The organism is Streptomyces sp. Isolate_45 (genome assembly GCF_024721315.2).
In the GTDB taxonomy this organism is placed as follows: domain Bacteria; phylum Actinomycetota; class Actinomycetes; order Streptomycetales; family Streptomycetaceae; genus Streptomyces.
The window spans coordinates 1-17,984 of sequence record NZ_JANFAK020000097.1; the positions used below are offsets into that span (position 1 = coordinate 1).

Consider the following 17,984-nt stretch of genomic DNA (forward strand, 5'->3'; position numbering starts at 1 on the left):
AGGAGGGTCCCCGGCTCCCGGCCCGGTCGGCGAAGGCCGTCGGGGTCAGGGCACGGGCCGGGGCAGTGGCAGGGGAGTCCGCTCCCCGCGCGGCCGAAACGAGCGGAGCGACCGAACCGGCCGAACCGGCCGGACCGGCCGGAGCAACCGGAACCGGAACCGAATGCCCCGGCGTTGGCGCGGCCGCCGACGGTGTCACCGTGCCCAGCAGCACCACGAGTACGGCCGCCAGCAGGCAGCACACACGGTGGCGGCGGGACAAGGTGGGCTGCCTCTCACTCGTACGGCTGGGGGACTCGTCCCGAAATGGTACGGGGAGGGCCACAAATGCGTTCGCCACCCGGAGGGCCCAGGTGAGATCCTCGATCAGGTATGTCTACTTCCTTCGCCGCCCTGCAGACGCTTCTCGGTGAGATCTCGCTCCGTGACGCGCACCGCCTCGGCCGCCGCCTCGAAGGCGCCCGCCGCATCCGCAAGCCCGAGGCCCAGCAGGCCGTGCTCGACGAGATCGCCGCGGAGGCCGCGACGGCCGCCGAGCGGCTCGCCGGCCGTGCCTCCCGGAAGCCGGAGGTCACGTATCCCGAGAACCTGCCCGTCAGCCAGAAGAAGGACGAGATCGCCGAGGCGATACGCGACCACCAGGTCGTGATCGTCGCCGGCGAGACCGGCTCCGGCAAGACCACGCAGATCCCCAAGATCTGCATGGAGCTGGGCCGTGGCGTCCGCGGCATGATCGGGCACACCCAGCCCCGCCGGATCGCGGCCCGCACGGTCGCGGAGCGGATCGCCGAGGAGCTGAAGTCCGAGATCGGTCAGACCGTCGGCTGGAAGGTCCGTTTCACCGACCAGGTGAACCCGGACGCGACCTTCGTGAAGCTGATGACCGACGGCATCCTGCTCGCCGAGATCCAGACCGACCGCGAGCTGCGCGCCTACGACACGATCATCATCGACGAGGCCCACGAGCGGTCCCTGAACATCGACTTCCTGCTGGGCTACCTGGCCCGGCTGCTGCCGAGGCGTCCCGACCTGAAGGTCGTGATCACCTCGGCGACCATCGACCCGGAGCGGTTCTCCCGCCACTTCGGGGACGCGCCGATCATCGAGGTCAGCGGCCGTACGTATCCGGTCGAGGTGCGCTACCGGCCGCTCCTGGAGGACGATTCCGAGGACAGCGACCGCGACCAGATCACCGCGATCTGCGAGGCCGTCGACGAGCTCCAGTCCGAGGGGCCGGGCGACGTCCTCGTCTTCCTCTCCGGCGAACGGGAGATCCGCGACACCGCCGACGCCCTGGAGAAGCGCAAGCTGCGCCTCACCGAGGTCCTCCCCCTCTACGCCCGGCTCTCGCACGCCGAGCAGCACCGGGTCTTCCAGCAGCACACCGGGCGCCGGATCGTCCTCGCGACGAACGTGGCCGAGACCTCGCTGACGGTGCCCGGCATCAAGTACGTGATCGACCCGGGCACCGCCCGGATCTCGCGCTACAGCCACCGCACCAAGGTGCAGCGGCTGCCCATCGAGCGGATCTCCCAGGCCAGCGCGAACCAGCGCAAGGGCCGTTGCGGCCGTACCAGCGACGGCATCTGCATCCGGTTGTACTCGGAGGACGACTTCCTCTCCCGGCCGGAGTTCACGGACGCCGAGATCCTGCGCACCAACCTGGCCTCCGTGATCCTCCAGATGACCGCTGCCGGGCTGGGCGAGATCGAGAAGTTCCCCTTCATCGACCCGCCGGACCACCGCAACATCCGCGACGGCGTGCAGCTGCTCCAGGAGCTGGGCGCCTTCGACCCGGCGGAGAAGGACCCGCGCAAGAAGCTGACGCCCATGGGGCGCCAGCTCTCGCAGCTGCCGGTGGACCCGCGGCTGGCCCGCATGGTGGTCGAGGCCGACAAGAACAACTGCGTCCGCGAGGTCATGGTCATCGCGGCGGCCCTGTCCATCCAGGACCCGCGCGAACGGCCCTCGGACAAGCAGACCCAGGCCGATCAGAACCACGCCCGCTTCAAGGACGAGACCAGCGACTTCCTGTCGTACCTGAACATGTGGCGCTACGTCCGGGAGCAGCAGAAGGAGCGGGGCTCCTCCTCGTTCCGCCGGATGTGCAAGCAGGAGTACCTGAACTTCCTGCGGATCCGCGAGTGGCAGGACATCTACACGCAGCTGCGCACGGTCGCCAAGACGATGGGCATCCACGTCAACGAGGCGGACGCGCCGGAGCAGCACGTCCACATCTCGCTGCTGGCCGGCCTGCTCTCGCACATCGGTCTGAAGGACACCGACAAGAACGAGTACCTGGGCGCCCGGTCCGCGAAGTTCGCGGTCTTCCCCGGCTCCTCGCTGTTCAAGAAGCAGCCGAAGTTCCTCATGTCGGCCGAGCTGGTCGAGACCTCGCGGCTGTGGGCGCGGGTGAACGCGAAGGTGGAGCCCGAGTGGGTGGAGCCGCTCGCGCAGCACCTGATCAAGCGCACGTACAGCGAGCCGCACTGGGAGAAGGACCAGGCGGCCGTGATGGCGTACGAGAAGGTCACGCTGTACGGCGTGCCGATCGTCGCCCAGCGGAAGATCAACTACGGCCGGATCGACGCCGAGGTCTCCCGCGAGCTGTTCATCCGCAACGCGCTGGTCGAGGGTGACTGGCGCACGCACCACAAGTTCTACGCCGACAACCGGAAGCTGCTGACCGAGGTCGAGGAGCTGGAGAACCGGGCCCGGCGCCGCGACATCGTGGTGGACGACGAGACCCTCTTCGACTTCTACGACCGGCGCATTCCGGACCACGTCGTGTCGGGGGCGCACTTCGACTCCTGGTGGAAGCACAAGAAGCGCGAGGAGCCCGAACTCCTCGACTTCGAGCGCGAGATGCTGCTGACGGAGAAGGCGGCCGGGGTCACCAAGGCCGACTACCCGGACAGCTGGCGGCAGGGGCCGCTGAAGTTCCGGGTGACCTACCAGTTCGAGCCGGGCGCGGACGCGGACGGCGTGACCGTCCACGTACCGCTCCAGGTACTGAACCAGGTCACCGACGAGGGCTTCGACTGGCAGATCCCGGGGCTGCGCGAGGAGGTCGTCACCGAGCTGATCCGCTCGCTGCCGAAGCCGATCCGCCGGCACTACGTGCCCGCCCCGAACTTCGCGACGCGCTTCCTGGACACGGTCGTTCCGCTCCAGGATCCGCTGCCGGCGGCGCTGGCGCGCGAGCTGCACCGGATGGTCGGGGTGCCGGTCTCCGCGGACGACTTCGACCTGTCCAGGATCCCGGACCACCTGAAGATCACCTTCCGGATCGTCGACGAGCGCCGCAAGAACCTCGCCGAGGACAAGGACCTGGAGGCCCTGCGGCTGCGTCTGAAGCCCAAGGCCCGCCAGGCCCTGTCCAAGGCCGCGGCCGCCACCGCCGAGCGGGCGGGCGGGGAGTCCCTGGAGCGTTCCGGTCTGACCGACTGGACGATCGGCGCCCTGACGAAGGTCTTCGAGACCCGCCGGGCCGGCCAGCCGGTGAAGGCGTACCCGGCGCTGGTGGACGACGGGACGACGGTCTCCGTACGGCTCTTCGACACCGAGGTCGAGCAGCAGCGGGCGATGTGGCTGGGCACGCGGAAGCTGATCCTGCTGAACATCCCGGTGAACCCGGCGAAGTTCGCCTCGGACAAGCTCACCAACCAGCAGAAGCTGGCCCTGTCCCGGAACCCGCACGGCTCCATCCAGGCGCTGTTCGACGACTGCGCCACGGCGGCCGCCGACAAGCTGATCGCGGACCACGGCGGCCCGGCCTGGGACGAGGCGGGCTTCCGGAAGCTCTACGACGCCGTACGGGCCGACCTGGTGGACACGACCGTACGGACGGTGGGTCAGGTGCAGCAGGTGCTGGCCGCCTGGCAGGCCTGCGAACGGCGCCTGAAGGCGACCAACAGCCTGGCCCTGATGGCCAACGTCGCCGACGTGAAGGCGCAGCTCGCCGCGCTGGTGCCGGCCGGCTTCGTGACGCTCACCGGCCTGCGCCGGCTGCCGGACCTGATGCGCTACCTGGTGGCGGCGGACCGGCGGCTCCAGCAAATGCCCACGGGCGCCCAGCGGGACACCACGCGCATGGAGAAGGTCCACGAGATGCGGGACGAGTACCTGTGGCTCCTGGAGCAGCTCCCGAAGGGCCGTCCGGTACCCGAGGAGGTCACCGAGATCCGCTGGATGCTGGAGGAACTCCGGGTCTCCTACTTCGCGCACGCGCTCGGAACGGCGTACCCGATCTCGGACAAGAGGATCGTGAAGGCCGTCGACGCACTCGCTCCGTGATCGGGTTAGACCACAGCCCCTGAGCTGCTGTACAGTGGCGATCGCAGCCGGGTGATCCGGCCGCGAACGAGGACCTGTGGAGCAGTTGGTTAGCTCGCCACCCTGTCAAGGTGGAGGTCGCGGGTTCAAGTCCCGTCAGGTTCGCAGAAACATCAGGGCCCGTATCCCTCAGGGGATACGGGCCCTGATGCGTTCGGCGCCCACACGTTCGCCCGCGAGGCGTTCGAACTTGACGCGTCGCGGGTGCCGCGCGTTCGTCGAACCCCACGTCATGATCATCCGGCGACCGCCGAGGCCACTGAGGGCCCCCAGGAGGCGCCGGCGCCGCCCCGTGGTCCCCGAACCGCCGGCCGCACCCGCGAGGCCCTCAGCGGGCCGCCGGCGCGCGCCGACCCGCACACCACCCACCCCGGGCAAAATTCCCCCGCGCGGACGAGGTGCTCTGCGGCGGTGATCCCCTTACGGGCGCAATGCCGGTTGTACAAGAGTGATCAACTGTGACGGGAGTCACCACACGAGTTTTTGAGACTCGCACGTTTATCGCACACCTACGCCGCCTCGATTTAATATGTGCAATGGCACCCACCGCGCAGACCACCGCGCGCTCCGGCGATTCCACCCCCCTGCGGGCATAAAAAAGATCGCGCTGGACCCGGCGGAGTCCAGCGCGATCGAACGGCAATGAGGCTGTTGGGGCAGCCTCAACCGTCTGAAGCGTTGTGGGTTTCATCGGATTGGGGGACCCGATATCGACCCGTTAATGCGGTGGTGCTGCGGGACCTCAGGCCTCGCTGCGCTGCTGCGGAATTCCCGCGAGCAGTGCGCGAACCTCGGCCTCGCGATAACGGCGGTGTCCACCCAGGGTGCGGATGGACGTGAGCTTGCCAGCCTTGGCCCAGCGGGTGACCGTCTTCGGGTCCACGCGGAACATCGTGGCAACCTCAGCCGGGGTCAGCAGCGGCTCGGCATCAGGGGTGCGAGCGGTCATGAGCGGCCTCCTCGGGAGAACCGAACCATCTCGGTTCTTTCCTCTAAATTCTGCACCTTGGCCCGCGTTGCCCGAAATGGACATACGCAGGCCGAGTCGGTTATAGGACGAACGGCTTGTCCTCGGCACTACAACTACACCATCCGTCCAGCCTCGACGGCCAAACCGATGGAATTGCCCTCCGAGGTGTTCATCAGCGGCGGAAGCCGATGGACCGCCCCATAGCGGACAGTCACCCCACTGTGACGATCAGTCACAGAGCGATCAGGAGTCGTCAGACCCCCCATAGAGTGCAATACCGAGCATTCCGCCCTTAGTTGGACGGAAGGAACCCTCCCCGGACTCCTTGTCCTATTTTGGCACGAGGGTAGGGGAAGGGCGCAAGGGTGTAGATAGTGCGGTCCGTCACCCTTGGGCCAATGGCCCGTATCGGGACGTAGGTCCTGGAACTAAGGCCCTAATGTGACGATCAAGCCCCTGATCTGCACCTTATGGCTGATCGACCGATACGACCCATACGGGTGATACGCCCAGGGCCCCGCCGAGGCCCCCGCCCGACCGTGGCGAAGGACACCCTGCCAGGCGCCCAGGGCCTGTCGTCGAACTCCCGTCCGCCTCGTGGTGTCCGGCACGCACTCCCGCCGCACCGGGCGACGACGGGAGTTCGACGACAGGCCCTAGTTCGCGAACAGTCTCTCCCGGACCGCCCGCCAGCGCTGCGCCAGTTCGCCGTACACCTCCGACGCCCCCTCCCGGTCACCCGCCCGCAGCGCCTCCATGCCCGCCGCGAGGTCGCGGGCCGACCGGTCGCCCGCGAGGGCGTCGGCCGGCAGCGCGTGCAGCAGCCCCCCGTAATCCAGTTCGACCATCGACCGCGGATGGAACTCCTCCAGCCAGCTCCCGACCTCCACCAGCCCCTCGGCGAGGGGCTGGTACCCCTCGGCCTGCCGCAAGGTCCGCAACCCGCGGGCCAGCCGCCGCCGCGCCTGCACCATCGGCGTGCGGTACCGCAGCCGCTCGCCCGGCACGTACTCCCGCTCCTCGTCCCCGACCAGTACGAACCAGCGCAGCGGAACCTGCCACACCCCCGTGCGGATCCACGGCCGCGCGTCCGGGTTCCGCTCCCGCCACTCCTCGTACTCCGCCGCCGCCCGCCGGCGCTCCGACGCCGGCAGCGCCGCGTCCAACACCGGCAACGGGAACGACTCCGTCAGCTCCTGGAGCGCCAGCCAGCCGCGCAGCCGAGTGCGCCACGGGCAGACCAGGACCACCCCGTCCCGCTCCACCGTGAACGCGTCCGCGCTCTCGTGCGCCGGCACCCCCACCACCGGGACGCGGACCAAGTCCGCCAGCGAGCGGCGCAGTTCGTCCTGCGCCGTCGCGACCACCCCGCGCCGGACGTAGTCCGCCCAGTGCGCCCGCTCCGGCTCCGCGAAGGCCGCCAATGGCTCGTAGACGCGCAGGTAGGAGGCGTACGGGACGATCGGGACGGGGCGCGCCGCCGGCGGCCGCAATTCGGGGGATTCGCTCACGCTGTCGTACCTCCCCGTTTTTGGGGCTCCCTCACCTCCGGGGCGTCCACGGCCCCGAACGCGGGTCCCGAACCACTGCGAACGTCGCCCGGAACCGATTGCTCCGCCCGGTTTCCGCCGGGCCCGCGGGGCCGGTGTGACACGGGAGTGTTCCGATCCCCGGACAGGCCCTTCCCGGGCGGCCCGCAGGTCTTACGCTGCTCCCAGCGCGCCCTCCCCCACCCGCAGGGCGGGCGTCTTTCCGCCGCATCTCTTCCATGGGAGTCACCACCGTGACCGAAATGACCGACGGCGTCCTGCACACCCTGTTCCGCACGGAACAGGGCGGCCACGAGCAAGTCGTGCTGTGCCAGGACCGAGCCTCAGGCCTCAAGGCCGTCATCGCGATCCACTCCACCGCCCTGGGCCCCGCCCTCGGCGGCACGCGCTTCCACGCGTACGCCTCCGACGAGGAGGCCGTCCTCGACGCGCTGAACCTCGCGCGCGGCATGTCGTACAAGAACGCCCTCGCCGGCCTCGACCTCGGCGGCGGCAAGGCCGTGATCATCGGCGACCCGGCCGTCCTGAAGAGCGAGGAACTGCTGCTGGCCTACGGCCGGTTCGTGGAATCGCTCGGCGGCCGCTACGTCACCGCCTGCGACGTCGGCACGTACGTGGCCGACATGGACGTCGTCGCCCGCGAGACCCGCTGGGCCACCGGCCGCTCGCCCGAGAACGGCGGCGCCGGCGACTCCTCGGTCCTCACCGCCTACGGCGTCTTCCAGGGCATGCGCGCCAGCGCCCAGCACCTGTGGGGCGACCCGACGCTGCGCGGCCGCAAGGTCGGCGTAGCCGGTGTCGGCAAGGTCGGCCGCCACCTGGTGGAGCACCTGCTGGAGGACGGCGCCGAGGTCGTGATCACCGACGTCCGCGCGGAGTCGGTCCAGGAGATCCTCGACAAGCACCCCGCCGGCAAGGTCACCTCGGTGGCCGACACGGACGCCCTGATCCGCACCCCGGGTCTGGACATCTACGCCCCGTGCGCCCTCGGCGGCGCGCTGAACGACGAGTCCGTACCGGTGCTCACCGCCACCGTCGTGTGCGGCGCGGCGAACAACCAGCTCGCCCACCCGGGCGTGGAGAAGGACCTCGCCGACCGCGGGATCCTCTACGCGCCGGACTACGTGGTCAACGCGGGCGGTGTCATCCAGGTCGCCGACGAGCTGCACGGCTTCGACTTCGACCGCTGCAAGGCCAAGGCGTCGAAGATCTTCGACACCACCCTGGCCATATTCGCACGTGCGAAGGCGGACGGGATCCCGCCGGCCGCGGCCGCCGACCGGATCGCCGAGCAGCGGATGTCCGAGGCCCTCGCGGCCCGCGCCGCCGCCCGGGCCGGCGGTGCCCGTACGGCGTAACCCCGGAAGGGGCCCGTCGGGGTGCGGCGAGACGGAACTCACTGCGCTTCGGCGGGTCGCCCGCCAGGAAAGGGTTAAAATCGCAGCTGACCAGCGAGTACGGGGTGTCCCGCTGGTTCTGCACCGGGGCGCGTCATGCGGGCGGCGTACCGTATGGCCGCGGAAGCAGGTACCGTTAAACCCCTACGGACGGTCTCTCCACGGAGAGCCCGCTCCGAACCATGAACGCGTGTCAGACTCTGGGGCCGTCGAGCCCCGTCACCGAGGGGGTCGAGCCATGGGGCGCGGCCGGGCCAAGGCCAAGCAGACAAAGGTCGCCCGCCAGCTGAAGTACAACAGCGGCGGGACTGACCTCTCGCGTCTGGCCAATGAGCTGGGCGCATCGCCGACGGAGCCGCTGCCTATCAGCGCGCCGGTCGAAGTCGATGACGATCAGGACGATGACGACGACGACCCGTACGCCAAGTACGCGGCTCTGTACAACAGCGATGACGACGAGGACGAGGACGAAGAGTCCGGTCCGTCGGCGCACCGTCGTGGGGCTTGACGCGCAGGGCCTCCTGCACAACGGCGTCCAAGTCGGCTGACATACATCGAAACCCGGTCCGGGGCATGGCCACGGACCGGGTTTCAGTGCTGCTCAGACCGCGTAGGAACCGGTGAGGGTCGCGCCCTCGGTGTGGTCGCCCCGGTCCAGGATCTCGCCCGCGACCCAGGCGTCGACGCCCCGGTCGGCAAGGGCCGTCAGGGCCACTTCCACCGACTCCTGCGGGACGACGGCCATCATGCCGACGCCCATGTTCAGGGTCTTCTCCAGCTCCAGCCGCTCGACCTGCCCGGCCTTGCCGACCAGGTCGAAGATCGCGCCCGGGGCCCAGGTCGTACGGTCGACCGTGGCGTGCAGGTGGTCCGGGATGACCCGGGCCAGGTTGGCCGCGAGGCCGCCGCCGGTGATGTGCGAGTACGCGTGGACCTCGGCCGTACGGGTGAGCGCCAGGCAGTCCAGCGAGTAGATCTTGGTCGGCTCCAGCAGTTCCTCGCCGAGGGTCCGGCCGAGTTCCTCGACGTGCTGGTCCAGGGACATCCCGGCCCGGTCGAAGAGGACGTGGCGGACCAGCGAGTACCCGTTCGAGTGAAGGCCGGACGATGCCATCGCGATGACGGCGTCCCCCGTACGGATGCGGTCCGCGCCCAGGAGCCGGTCGTACTCGACGACGCCGGTGCCCGCGCCCGCCACGTCGAAGTCGTCGGGGCCGAGGAGCCCCGGGTGTTCGGCGGTCTCGCCGCCCACCAGGGCGCAGCCGGCGAGGACGCAGCCCTCGGCGATGCCCTTGACGATGGCCGCGACACGCTCGGGGTGGACCTTGCCGACGCAGATGTAGTCCGTCATGAAGAGCGGCTCGGCGCCGCACACGACGATGTCGTCCATGACCATCGCGACCAGGTCGTGGCCGATCGTGTCGTAGACGCCCAGCTGGCGGGCGATGTCCACCTTGGTGCCGACCCCGTCGGTGGCGGAGGCCAGCAGGGGCCGCTCGTAGCGCTTGAGGGCGGAGGCGTCGAAGAGGCCGGCGAAGCCGCCGAGGCCGCCGAGGACCTCGGGGCGCTGCGTCTTCTTCACCCACTCCTTCATCAGCTCGACGGCGCGGTCGCCCGCTTCGATGTCCACGCCCGCGGCTGCGTAGCTGGCACCGGTGGTCTTCTCTGTCATGACAGGAGAGAGCTTTCGTGTCGTTACTGCGGGTGGTGCAGGGCCCTGGGAGAAGCTTGAAAGACAGGGCCCCGCGCAGGTTGAGCGGGCCGCGCGGGGGATCCGGCTACGGGCGGCGCAGCGCGTCGGCGGCGTCCGTGCCGCCGGCGAGCTCGGTCTCCAGGAGCTGCTTGCCCAGCAGCTGCGGGTCGGGCAGCTCCATCGGGTACTCACCGTCGAAGCACGCGCGGCAGAGGTTGGGCTTCTGGATGGTCGTCGCCTCGATCATCGTGTCGAGCGCGATGTACGAGAGCGAGTCCGCGCCCATCGACGTGGCGATCTCGTCGACCGTCATGCCGTTGGCGATCAGCTCGGCCCGGGTGGCGAAGTCGATGCCGAAGAAGCACGGCCACTTCACCGGCGGCGAGGAGATCCGGATGTGGACCTCGGCCGCGCCGGCCTCGCGGAGCATCTTCACGAGGGCGCGCTGGGTGTTGCCGCGGACGATCGAGTCGTCGACGACCACCAGGCGCTTGCCCCGGATGACTTCCTTGAGGGGGTTGAGCTTCAGGCGGATGCCGAGCTGGCGGATCGTCTGCGAGGGCTGGATGAAGGTCCGGCCCACATAGGCGTTCTTGACCAGGCCGACCCCGAACGGGATCCCGCTCGCCTCGGCATAGCCGACGGCGGCGGGCGTGCCGGATTCCGGTGTCGCTATGACCAGGTCGGCCTCGACGGGGGCTTCCTTGGCGAGGCGCCGACCCATCTCGACGCGCGAGAGGTAGACGTTCCGGCCCGCGATGTCGGTGTCCGGGCGCGCCAGGTAGACGTACTCGAAGACACAGCCCTTGGGCTTCGCTTCCGCGAAGCGCGAGGTGCGGAGGCCGTTCTCGTCGATCGCGATGAGCTCGCCCGGCTCGACCTCGCGGACGAAGCTGGCGCCGCAGATGTCGAGGGCGGCGGTCTCGCTCGCGACCACCCAGCCGCGCTCCAGGCGGCCGAGGACCAGCGGGCGGATGCCCTGCGGGTCACGGGCGGTGTAGAGGGTTCCCTCGTCCATGAAGACGAGGGAGAAGGCGCCCTTGACCTTCGGGAGGACCTTGGTGGCCGACTCCTCGATCGTCAGCGGCCTGCCGTCCTCGTCGGTCTGCCCCGCGAGCAGGGCGGTGACCAGGTCGGTGTCGTTGGTAGCCGCCACCTGGGTGGCGCGGCCGTCCTGACGGGGCAGGTCGGCGACCATCTCGGCGAGCTCGGCGGTGTTCACCAGGTTGCCGTTGTGACCCAGGGCGATGGAGCCGTGGGCGGTCGCGCGGAAGGTCGGCTGGGCGTTCTCCCAGACGGAGGCTCCGGTGGTCGAGTAGCGGGCGTGACCGACCGCGATATGACCTTGGAGCGAGCCGAGAGAGGTTTCGTCGAAGACTTGGGAAACGAGGCCCATGTCCTTGAAGACGAGGATCTGGGAACCGTTGCTCACAGCGATTCCCGCGGACTCTTGTCCGCGGTGCTGCAGTGCATACAGTCCGAAGTAGGTGAGCTTGGCGACCTCTTCACCCGGAGCCCAGACACCGAAGACGCCGCAAGCGTCCTGGGGGCCCTTCTCACCGGGGAGCAGGTCGTGGTTGAGTCGTCCATCACCACGAGGCACGCCTCCGAGTGTAGGCGAGATCGACCACTGGTCCGAATTGGGGACCTCCCGGAAAAGTCACAGTGCGGACAGTCGGGTAACCCCTGCGGAGGGTCACCGCAGGAGGGGCCGGGGCGGGGTCCCGGCGGGCCGTCTCGGTATCCGGAATGCCCTGGTTGACAGGGGCCTGTGGGTTCGTACAAGGTTCCGACTCATGCAGCCTTTCGGTGACCGCTCCGTCACCCTCGTCGAGCGCCGGCACGTGGACCTGGTCCGTGTCGCGAGCGCCATCTGTCGTAGCTGCGCGTAGGCATCCCCGCGCGCCGCGGTGCGCGTGTTCCTTCCTTCCGGCTTTTCCCGTCGCACCGACTCGTGTTGTGACGTTCCGCGCCGGCCCTTCCCGCTCTGCCCCCCTGCCCCGACCGAGCCCGCCCGTCGTGCCGTGCGCCGTCCCGCGCCGCCGCGGGCAGGCCGGTCGGCCATGCCTTGGAGTACTTGTGACTTCGTACGAATCGAAACTGTCCCGGCGTGCCTTCGGAGGCGCGGTCGGGGTGACCGCGGCCGCCGCGGCGGTGGGGCTCGGCGCCGGCCCGGCCGCGGCCGCCGGGGCGCAGCACGCGGGGCCCGAGGAGCAGGAGTTCCGGGCCGCCCGGGGGCGGCATTCGAGGCGCCCGAACGTCCTGTTCATCCTGGGTGACGACCTCGGCTGGTCGGACCTGTCCTCGTACGGCTCGCCGCACATCAAGACCCCGAACCTGGACCGGCTCGCCCGTCAGGGAGTGCGTTTCACCGACGCCTACTCGGGCTCCGCGACCTGCTCCCCGACCCGCTTCAGCCTGTACACCGGGCGTTACCCGGCCCGTACGAAGGGTGGGCTGGCCGAGCCGATCGCGGACAAGTCGGTGGGTCTGGAGCCGACGCACCCGACGTTGGCCTCGCTGCTGAAGGAGGCGGGCTACTCCACCGCGCTGATCGGCAAGTGGCACGCGGGTTACCTGCCGGACTACAGCCCGACCCGGTCCGGCTGGGACGAGTTCTTCGGGAACTTCGGCGGGGCCCTCGAGTACTACTCGAAGCTGGGCCTGGGCGGCGAGTACGACCTGTACGAGGGCGATGCCCAGTACAAGGACCTGCGGTACTACACGAAGGTCCTCACCGAGCGGGCGAGCGAGTACGTCTCCCGCGACCACCACGGCAAGCCGTGGCTGCTGAACCTCAACTTCACCACCCCGCACTGGCCGTGGATCGCCGAGGGGGACACGAAGGAGAGCGCCGAGATCGTCCGGCGGATCAAGGCGGGCGACGGGCGGGCGCTGTGGCACCAGGACGGTGGCTCGGTCGAGAAGTACAAGCAGCTGGTGGAGGACCTGGACCGGTCGATCGGTGAGGTGCTCAAGGCGCTGAAGCGCTCCGGGCAGGAGGACAACACGGTGGTCGTGTTCTCCAGCGACAACGGCGGCGAGCGGTTCTCGTACAACTGGCCGCTGTCGGGCAACAAGGCCTCGCTCCAGGAGGGCGGGATCCGGGTGCCGAACATCCTGCGCTGGCCGGCCCGGGTGGACGGCGGCCAGGTCAGCCACGTCCCGGTGTTCAGCCCGGACTGGACGGCGACGCTGCTGGAGCTGGCCGGCACCCGTCCGCACCGCGCGTACCCGTTGGACGGGGTGAGCCTGGCCGGGTACCTGCTGCGCGACGAGAAGCCCGCCGAGCGGGACATCTTCTGGCGGGTGCGCGGGGAGCGTGCGCTGCGGCGCGGCGACTGGAAGTACTACCGGGGCAAGACGGGCCGGGACCAGCTGTTCAACCTGGCCGGGGACATCAGGGAGCAGGCCGACAAGGCGGCCGTGGAGCCGGCCCGACTGGCCGAGCTGCGGGCCGCCTGGGAGAGGACCGACGCGGGTCTGCTGCCCTACCCGGTCTGACCCGCCGGCGTGATCACCGCAGGGGGGCGAGCGGGCCGAGGGGGTCCGGCCGTCATTCGACGGCCGTGACCGCCTTGGCGCCGAGGCCCTTGCCGTCGGGCGCGGTGAGGGTCAGGGACGTGCCCTGGACCTTCCAGGCGAGCGGACCGCTGCCGAACAGTTCGGTCAGTGCCCGCTCGACCTCGCCCGTCGGTCCCTCGCAGGCCATCCGGGTCGCGGTGAGCGGCCCGAAGGTGAGCGAGGGCCCGTCGACGGTGGCCTGCGCGCTGAACCGGTTGCATCCGAGGGTGCCGCTCGCGGCGCCGTCGGCCGCGAGGGTGAACCGGGCCCGGCCGGCGGCCTCCGGCACGAGGGAGGACACGCTCTCCCCGTCGATCAGGGAGTCGACGGTCCAGTGGGTCGCGACGAGGGGGGCGTCCGGGACCGGGGGCTTGGAGCTCATGGCGATGGTGCTCCCGTCGGCGGTCTTCAGGGTCAGCCGGTCGGGGCCGCGGTCGAGGGTGAGGCGGCCCGTGAGGAGTTTGGCGAAGGCCGTCTCGAACTCCATGTTCTCGCAGGCCATCGTGGTGCTCTCGCCGGGCGTGAGGACGAGGGTGGTGGCGCTCTCGCGGGCGACCCGTGCCGTGAAGCCGTTGCAGCCGTAGTTGCCGGTGGCCTCGGTCGGGCCGAGGTCGACGCGGGCGGCGGCGGGCGCGTGGAGGGTCCGGCCGCCGGTGGTCAGGGACTCGACGGCCCAGGAGCCCGTGGGATCGGGGAGCGGGTCGGACCCGCTCCGCGCGGACTGGCCGCAGGCGGCGAGGCCGAGGAGGGCCAGACCGGTCGTGAGGTGCCTGAGGGTACGCATGGTCGTGTGACGGGCCGGGCGGCAGGACGGTTCCCCGCCCCCTCCGTCAGCGCATCACGGGGAGCAGGGCCGACAGGTCGGCGCGTTCCCCGCCGGCGGCGACCCGCGCGGAGTCCAGGGCCTCGGCCCAGCCGGTGCGTCCCGTGGCGAGCCGGATCCAGGTGAGCGGGTCGGTCTCGACCACGTTGGGCGGGGTGCCGCGGGTGTGGCGGGGGCCTTCGACGCACTGGACCACCGCGAACGGCGGGATCCGTACCTCCACCGACCCGCCGGGCGCCTTGACCGCGAGGGCGTCGGCGAGCAGCCGGACGCAGGCGGCGAGTGCCTGCCGGTCGACGGGGACGTCCAGTCCGGTGGCCCGGTTCAGGTCGTCGGTGTGGACGACCAGCTCGACGGTCCGGGTGACGAGGAAGTCGGCGAGGGTCATGTCGCCGATCCACAGGTCCAGTACCCGGCTGCCCGCGTTGCGTTCCAGCTCCGCGGCCAGCCGGGCGGCGGCCCGCTCGTACAGCTCGGGCAGCGGGGCGCCGTCCAGGGTCTCGCGGGCGGCCTCGGAGATCTTCCCGGCGAGCGAGGCGGTGGCGAAGGGCCATTCGACGGCGGGGAGTTCGGCGACGGCTGCGGGCGGCCGGGCCAGGCCGGCCGCGAGCGAGTCGGCGATCCACGCGATGTGGGCGGCCAGGTCCGCCACGGTCCAGTCGCCGAGCCCGGCGGGTCGTGCGAGCTGCTCCGGCGTCAGGCCCCGTACGGCTTCGGCGACGTGCCCGAACTGCGTGGTGACGGCCGTACGGATCTTCGCGGGGTCGTACGTGCGCGGCTTCTTCTTCCCAGGCGGCATGGGCCGACCCTACTCGGGGGCCGTGCCGCCGGGCCCGGAGGCGGCCGCCGCACGTCAGTCGCCGCCGCAGCCCCCGCCGCAACCGCTCCCGCAGCCGCCGGAGGAGCCGCAGCCCCCCGACGACGAGGACGACGAGGACGACGAGGACGAGGACGAGCGCTGCTCGCGGTGGCGCTCGGCCAACTCCTCGCGCCGCTGGGCGTACGAGGTGCCGGCCGGCCGCCACGGGCGCAGGGCGCTTCGGCGGAACGGCATGAGGGGTGCGGCCGTGAACCTCGTGACGACGTGGCCGTCATGGGTGTTGACCGCGTACTCCAGGACCACCTCGGCGCCCTCGCGGGGCACGCCGTACATGAGCGCCTCGTACGGTTCGGCGAACGGGTCGATGTCGTGGTGCTCGGCGCGCAGCCGCTCCCGCGGGCCGCCCACGAGGATCCTGCCGGGACGGGAGGAGTAGCTGTCGTCGAAGCGGTTGCGGAAGGCGACCAGCGGCGGGGCGGTGGGGGTCCGGGCGTCCGCGAGGATCCACGCCGTGTCCATGGAGCGGCGTACGCCGACGCGCAGCACGGGCTGTCCGCCGTAGTGGAGCCGGCGGGCGGCGCCGCCGGCCGTGATGCCGCGGCCGAGCAGCGGGGTGCCGGGGACGAGCAGCAGAAGGGCGAGGACCTGCTGTCCGGTGGCGTCGTACGGGTGTTCCGGGGGCGCGTTCAAGTCCTGGGCGAGGCCAGTCAGGATCAGGGCCGCGGCGAGCGCGCAGAGCGGGGCACCGGTCAGGAGCAGCGTGCGGCCGCGGGTGCGGTGGCTGTTGGGCAGGCTGTCGGGGAGCGGGCTGCGGGCGTCCCCGGCCGCCTCCAGGATCAGGGCCCGCTGGATCCTCCGGGAGCGCAGGCGCAGCACGGCGCCGGTGAGGGCCAGGACGGCGATGCCGATGATCAGCCCCGCTCCGACCCGGCCGGCGGCGTCGTCCGGGGCGAGTTCACCGAGGACGAGGCATGCGTCCAGGGCGATCAGCGGCGCGGCGACGGCGGTCGCGACCGGCAGGAACCGGTACCAGGCGGGGAGGGCCAGCAGCAGGACGGCCGCCGGGTAGCCGCCCCATTCGGTGCCGACGGAGGTGTCCTCGGGGGTGTTCCAGGCGAGCAGGACGACCGCGCACAGGATGAGGGGCAGGAGGATCCAGCCCCCGGCGACGGGTCCGAGGACGGCGGGAACGCGGGCCGCGCGCCAGCGTTCGGCGTCGGCGGCCTTCCATTCGGGGGCGCCGTCCGCGGGTATCGCCGCGGCCGGCAGGTACTTGACGATGTCACTCACGGCGCCAGTATGCGGACACCCCCCGTGGGCGGGGGTACCCGCCGTGACACGGAATCGCTACAGCCGGATCGCGTGTCCGGTCCCGGTGTCGAAGGTCTCGCCGCCGGCCGGGACGCCGACGCCCCGCCAGGTGAAGGGCAGGCCGCGGGCCGTGTCCGGATCGGGGCCGTCCATGAGCTGGAAGTGCAGGTGCGGTTCGGTGGAGTTGCCGGAGTTGCCGCACTCCGCGAGGAGGTCGCCCGCGGTGACGCGGTCCCCCGGTCGGACGGTCGGGGTGCCCCGGCGCAGGTGGGCGTAGACCGCGTACCGGCCCTCGCCCAGGTCCAGGACCACGTGGTTGCCGAGGACGCAGCCGGCGCCGGCCAGGTCGCGGATGCCTCCGGCGATCAGCATCTGGTAGATCGCTGCGGGCCAGGAGTTGCGGCTCGCGTGGTCGCGCCAGCGGTCGCTCACCCGCACGACGGTCCCGTCGGCGACGGCGAACAACGGGGCGCCGAAGGCCGGGAAGTCGGCGGCGGGCCGGACCGGCGGCCAGAACGCGGCGAACGCGGGCCGCGCACGGCCCGACCCGGGCTCCGGCTCGGCGACGACGTCGATCGCGCAGGCCTGGCCCATGCGGTGCGTGCCGTGGCTGGGGACCTTGTCGGCCGGGCTGTTGAGGGCGCTCCACCGGCCGCGGACCGGCGGGTCGATCTCGATCGGCGGCTCATCGGTCCTGGGGTTGCGGGCGGCCACCACGCCGGTCGCGATCTGGAGCACCACCCCGCCCGCCACGCACGCCAGGAACCAGGCCGTGCCGAAGGGCAGTCCGACCGTGAGGTCCAGCGCGATCATGGCGAACGCGAGGAGCAGGAGCAGCCGGTAGAGCACGTACAACACCTTGGCCATCATGGGCATGGTCACCTCAGGCAATCGCGGCCGACAGCAGGACGAGGAGCGGGACCACCCGGCCGGCGGGAACCTCGTGGCGGCCCCGGCCGGTCGTGTGCAGCCAGCCGGCCGCGGTCAGTTGGCGCAGGTGGTGGTAGACCTGCCCGCTGGTGCCGACCCCGTCGAGGGCGGTCAGTTCGGCTGCCGTGCGCCGTCCGGCGAGGATCTCGCGGAGCAGGCGCAGCCGGACCGGGTTGCCGAGGGCGGCGAGGGAGTCGGCGGTGCGTCCGGCGTCGGCCCCGGGGTCGAGGACGTCCTCGGTGACGGCGGCCTGCTGCCATTCGTAGCGCTCCCCGGTGGGCAGCGTGACGGCGCCCGTGAAGAGCACCCCGCCCGCCCCGCCGGCGTCCCCGGCCTCGGCGAGGCGTGCCTTCCAGCCTTCGAGGGCCCAGAAGTCCCCACCGGTGGGGACGGGTTCGGGGCGGGCGTCGGCCCGCGCCTCCAGGGCGACCAGCCGGCGTTCCAGTGCGGCGACGCGGTCTTCGAGCTCCATGACTCCGAAATTACGTCATTACGTAACTCCGTACAAGAGGGGGCGGGCAACGGCCGCCGGGAACGGCCGAGCCCCCGCCCGGACAGCGTCCGGACGGGGGCTCGTACGTGGAGCGGGTG

At 71.0% G+C, this 17,984-nt stretch carries 14 protein-coding genes and 1 tRNA gene; 6 read left to right on the forward strand and 9 right to left on the reverse strand.

Features of this window, described 5'->3' with window-relative positions; all coding sequences use genetic code 11:
• Window positions 1–372: 372 nt before the first annotated feature.
• A complete protein-coding gene (gene hrpA, locus NOD94_RS26790) occupies window positions 373–4,296 on the forward strand; it encodes an ATP-dependent RNA helicase HrpA (RefSeq protein ID WP_281208677.1) in 3,924 nt (1,307 codons plus the stop codon).
• A 70-nt stretch (window positions 4,297–4,366) separates the two neighbouring features.
• Window positions 4,367–4,440: transfer RNA gene (locus NOD94_RS26795), tRNA-Asp, on the forward strand.
• A gap of 637 nt (window positions 4,441–5,077) precedes the next feature.
• Here the strand turns inward: NOD94_RS26795 and bldC are convergent.
• On the reverse strand, window positions 5,078–5,284 hold the full coding sequence (bldC, locus tag NOD94_RS26800) for a developmental transcriptional regulator BldC (RefSeq protein WP_003949541.1): 207 nt from the start codon (window positions 5,282–5,284) through the stop codon (window positions 5,078–5,080).
• Between the two features lie 677 nt (window positions 5,285–5,961).
• On the reverse strand, window positions 5,962–6,816 hold the full coding sequence (locus tag NOD94_RS26805; RefSeq protein WP_281208678.1) for a hypothetical protein: 855 nt from the start codon (window positions 6,814–6,816) through the stop codon (window positions 5,962–5,964).
• Between the two features lie 257 nt (window positions 6,817–7,073).
• Here NOD94_RS26805 and NOD94_RS26810 point away from each other — a divergent pair, with 257 nt between their 5' ends.
• Complete coding sequence (locus NOD94_RS26810) at window positions 7,074–8,213, forward strand: Glu/Leu/Phe/Val dehydrogenase dimerization domain-containing protein (RefSeq protein WP_281208679.1); 1,140 nt, start codon at window positions 7,074–7,076, stop codon at window positions 8,211–8,213.
• Window positions 8,214–8,490: 277 nt separating this feature from the next.
• On the forward strand, window positions 8,491–8,760 hold the full coding sequence (locus NOD94_RS26815; RefSeq protein ID WP_267088905.1) for a DUF3073 domain-containing protein: 270 nt from the start codon (window positions 8,491–8,493) through the stop codon (window positions 8,758–8,760).
• Between the two features lie 93 nt (window positions 8,761–8,853).
• Here NOD94_RS26815 and purM read toward each other — a convergent pair whose 3' ends face one another.
• Both purM and purF read right to left on the reverse strand, forming a co-directional pair.
• Complete coding sequence (gene purM, locus NOD94_RS26820; RefSeq protein WP_281208680.1) at window positions 8,854–9,924, reverse strand: phosphoribosylformylglycinamidine cyclo-ligase; 1,071 nt, start codon at window positions 9,922–9,924, stop codon at window positions 8,854–8,856.
• A gap of 106 nt (window positions 9,925–10,030) precedes the next feature.
• Window positions 10,031–11,548 carry an amidophosphoribosyltransferase gene (purF, locus tag NOD94_RS26825; RefSeq protein ID WP_281208681.1) on the reverse strand — a complete coding sequence of 506 codons (1,518 nt, stop codon included), beginning with the start codon at window positions 11,546–11,548 and terminating at the stop codon, window positions 10,031–10,033.
• Window positions 11,549–11,741: 193 nt separating this feature from the next.
• On the opposite strand from purF, the gene NOD94_RS41485 reads away from it, so the two are divergent.
• A complete protein-coding gene (locus NOD94_RS41485) occupies window positions 11,742–11,837 on the forward strand; it encodes a putative leader peptide (protein WP_319189759.1) in 96 nt (31 codons plus the stop codon).
• A gap of 187 nt (window positions 11,838–12,024) precedes the next feature.
• Window positions 12,025–13,449, forward strand: coding sequence for a sulfatase-like hydrolase/transferase (locus NOD94_RS26830; protein ID WP_281208682.1), 1,425 nt, complete (start codon window positions 12,025–12,027; stop codon window positions 13,447–13,449).
• Between the two features lie 52 nt (window positions 13,450–13,501).
• On the opposite strand, the gene NOD94_RS26835 is transcribed toward NOD94_RS26830, so the two are convergent.
• From NOD94_RS26835 to NOD94_RS26855, 5 genes are read right to left on the reverse strand one after another with little or no spacing between them, the layout of a single operon-like run.
• A complete protein-coding gene (locus NOD94_RS26835) occupies window positions 13,502–14,293 on the reverse strand; it encodes an META domain-containing protein (RefSeq protein WP_281208683.1) in 792 nt (263 codons plus the stop codon).
• A gap of 46 nt (window positions 14,294–14,339) precedes the next feature.
• Window positions 14,340–15,131, reverse strand: coding sequence for a maleylpyruvate isomerase family mycothiol-dependent enzyme (locus NOD94_RS26840; protein WP_281208684.1), 792 nt, complete (start codon window positions 15,129–15,131; stop codon window positions 14,340–14,342).
• 54 nt (window positions 15,132–15,185) lie between these two features.
• Window positions 15,186–16,442: a hypothetical protein gene (locus NOD94_RS26845; RefSeq protein ID WP_281208685.1), complete on the reverse strand. Its 1,257-nt coding sequence runs from the start codon at window positions 16,440–16,442 to the stop codon at window positions 15,186–15,188.
• Window positions 16,443–16,499: 57 nt separating this feature from the next.
• The gene (locus tag NOD94_RS26850; protein WP_281208700.1) at window positions 16,500–17,333 is read right to left on the reverse strand and encodes a M23 family metallopeptidase; all 834 of its coding nucleotides are present in this window, start codon (window positions 17,331–17,333) and stop codon (window positions 16,500–16,502) included.
• 13 nt (window positions 17,334–17,346) lie between these two features.
• Window positions 17,347–17,865, reverse strand: coding sequence for a winged helix-turn-helix domain-containing protein (locus NOD94_RS26855; protein ID WP_281208686.1), 519 nt, complete (start codon window positions 17,863–17,865; stop codon window positions 17,347–17,349).
• Between the last annotated feature and the right edge of the window lie 119 nt (window positions 17,866–17,984).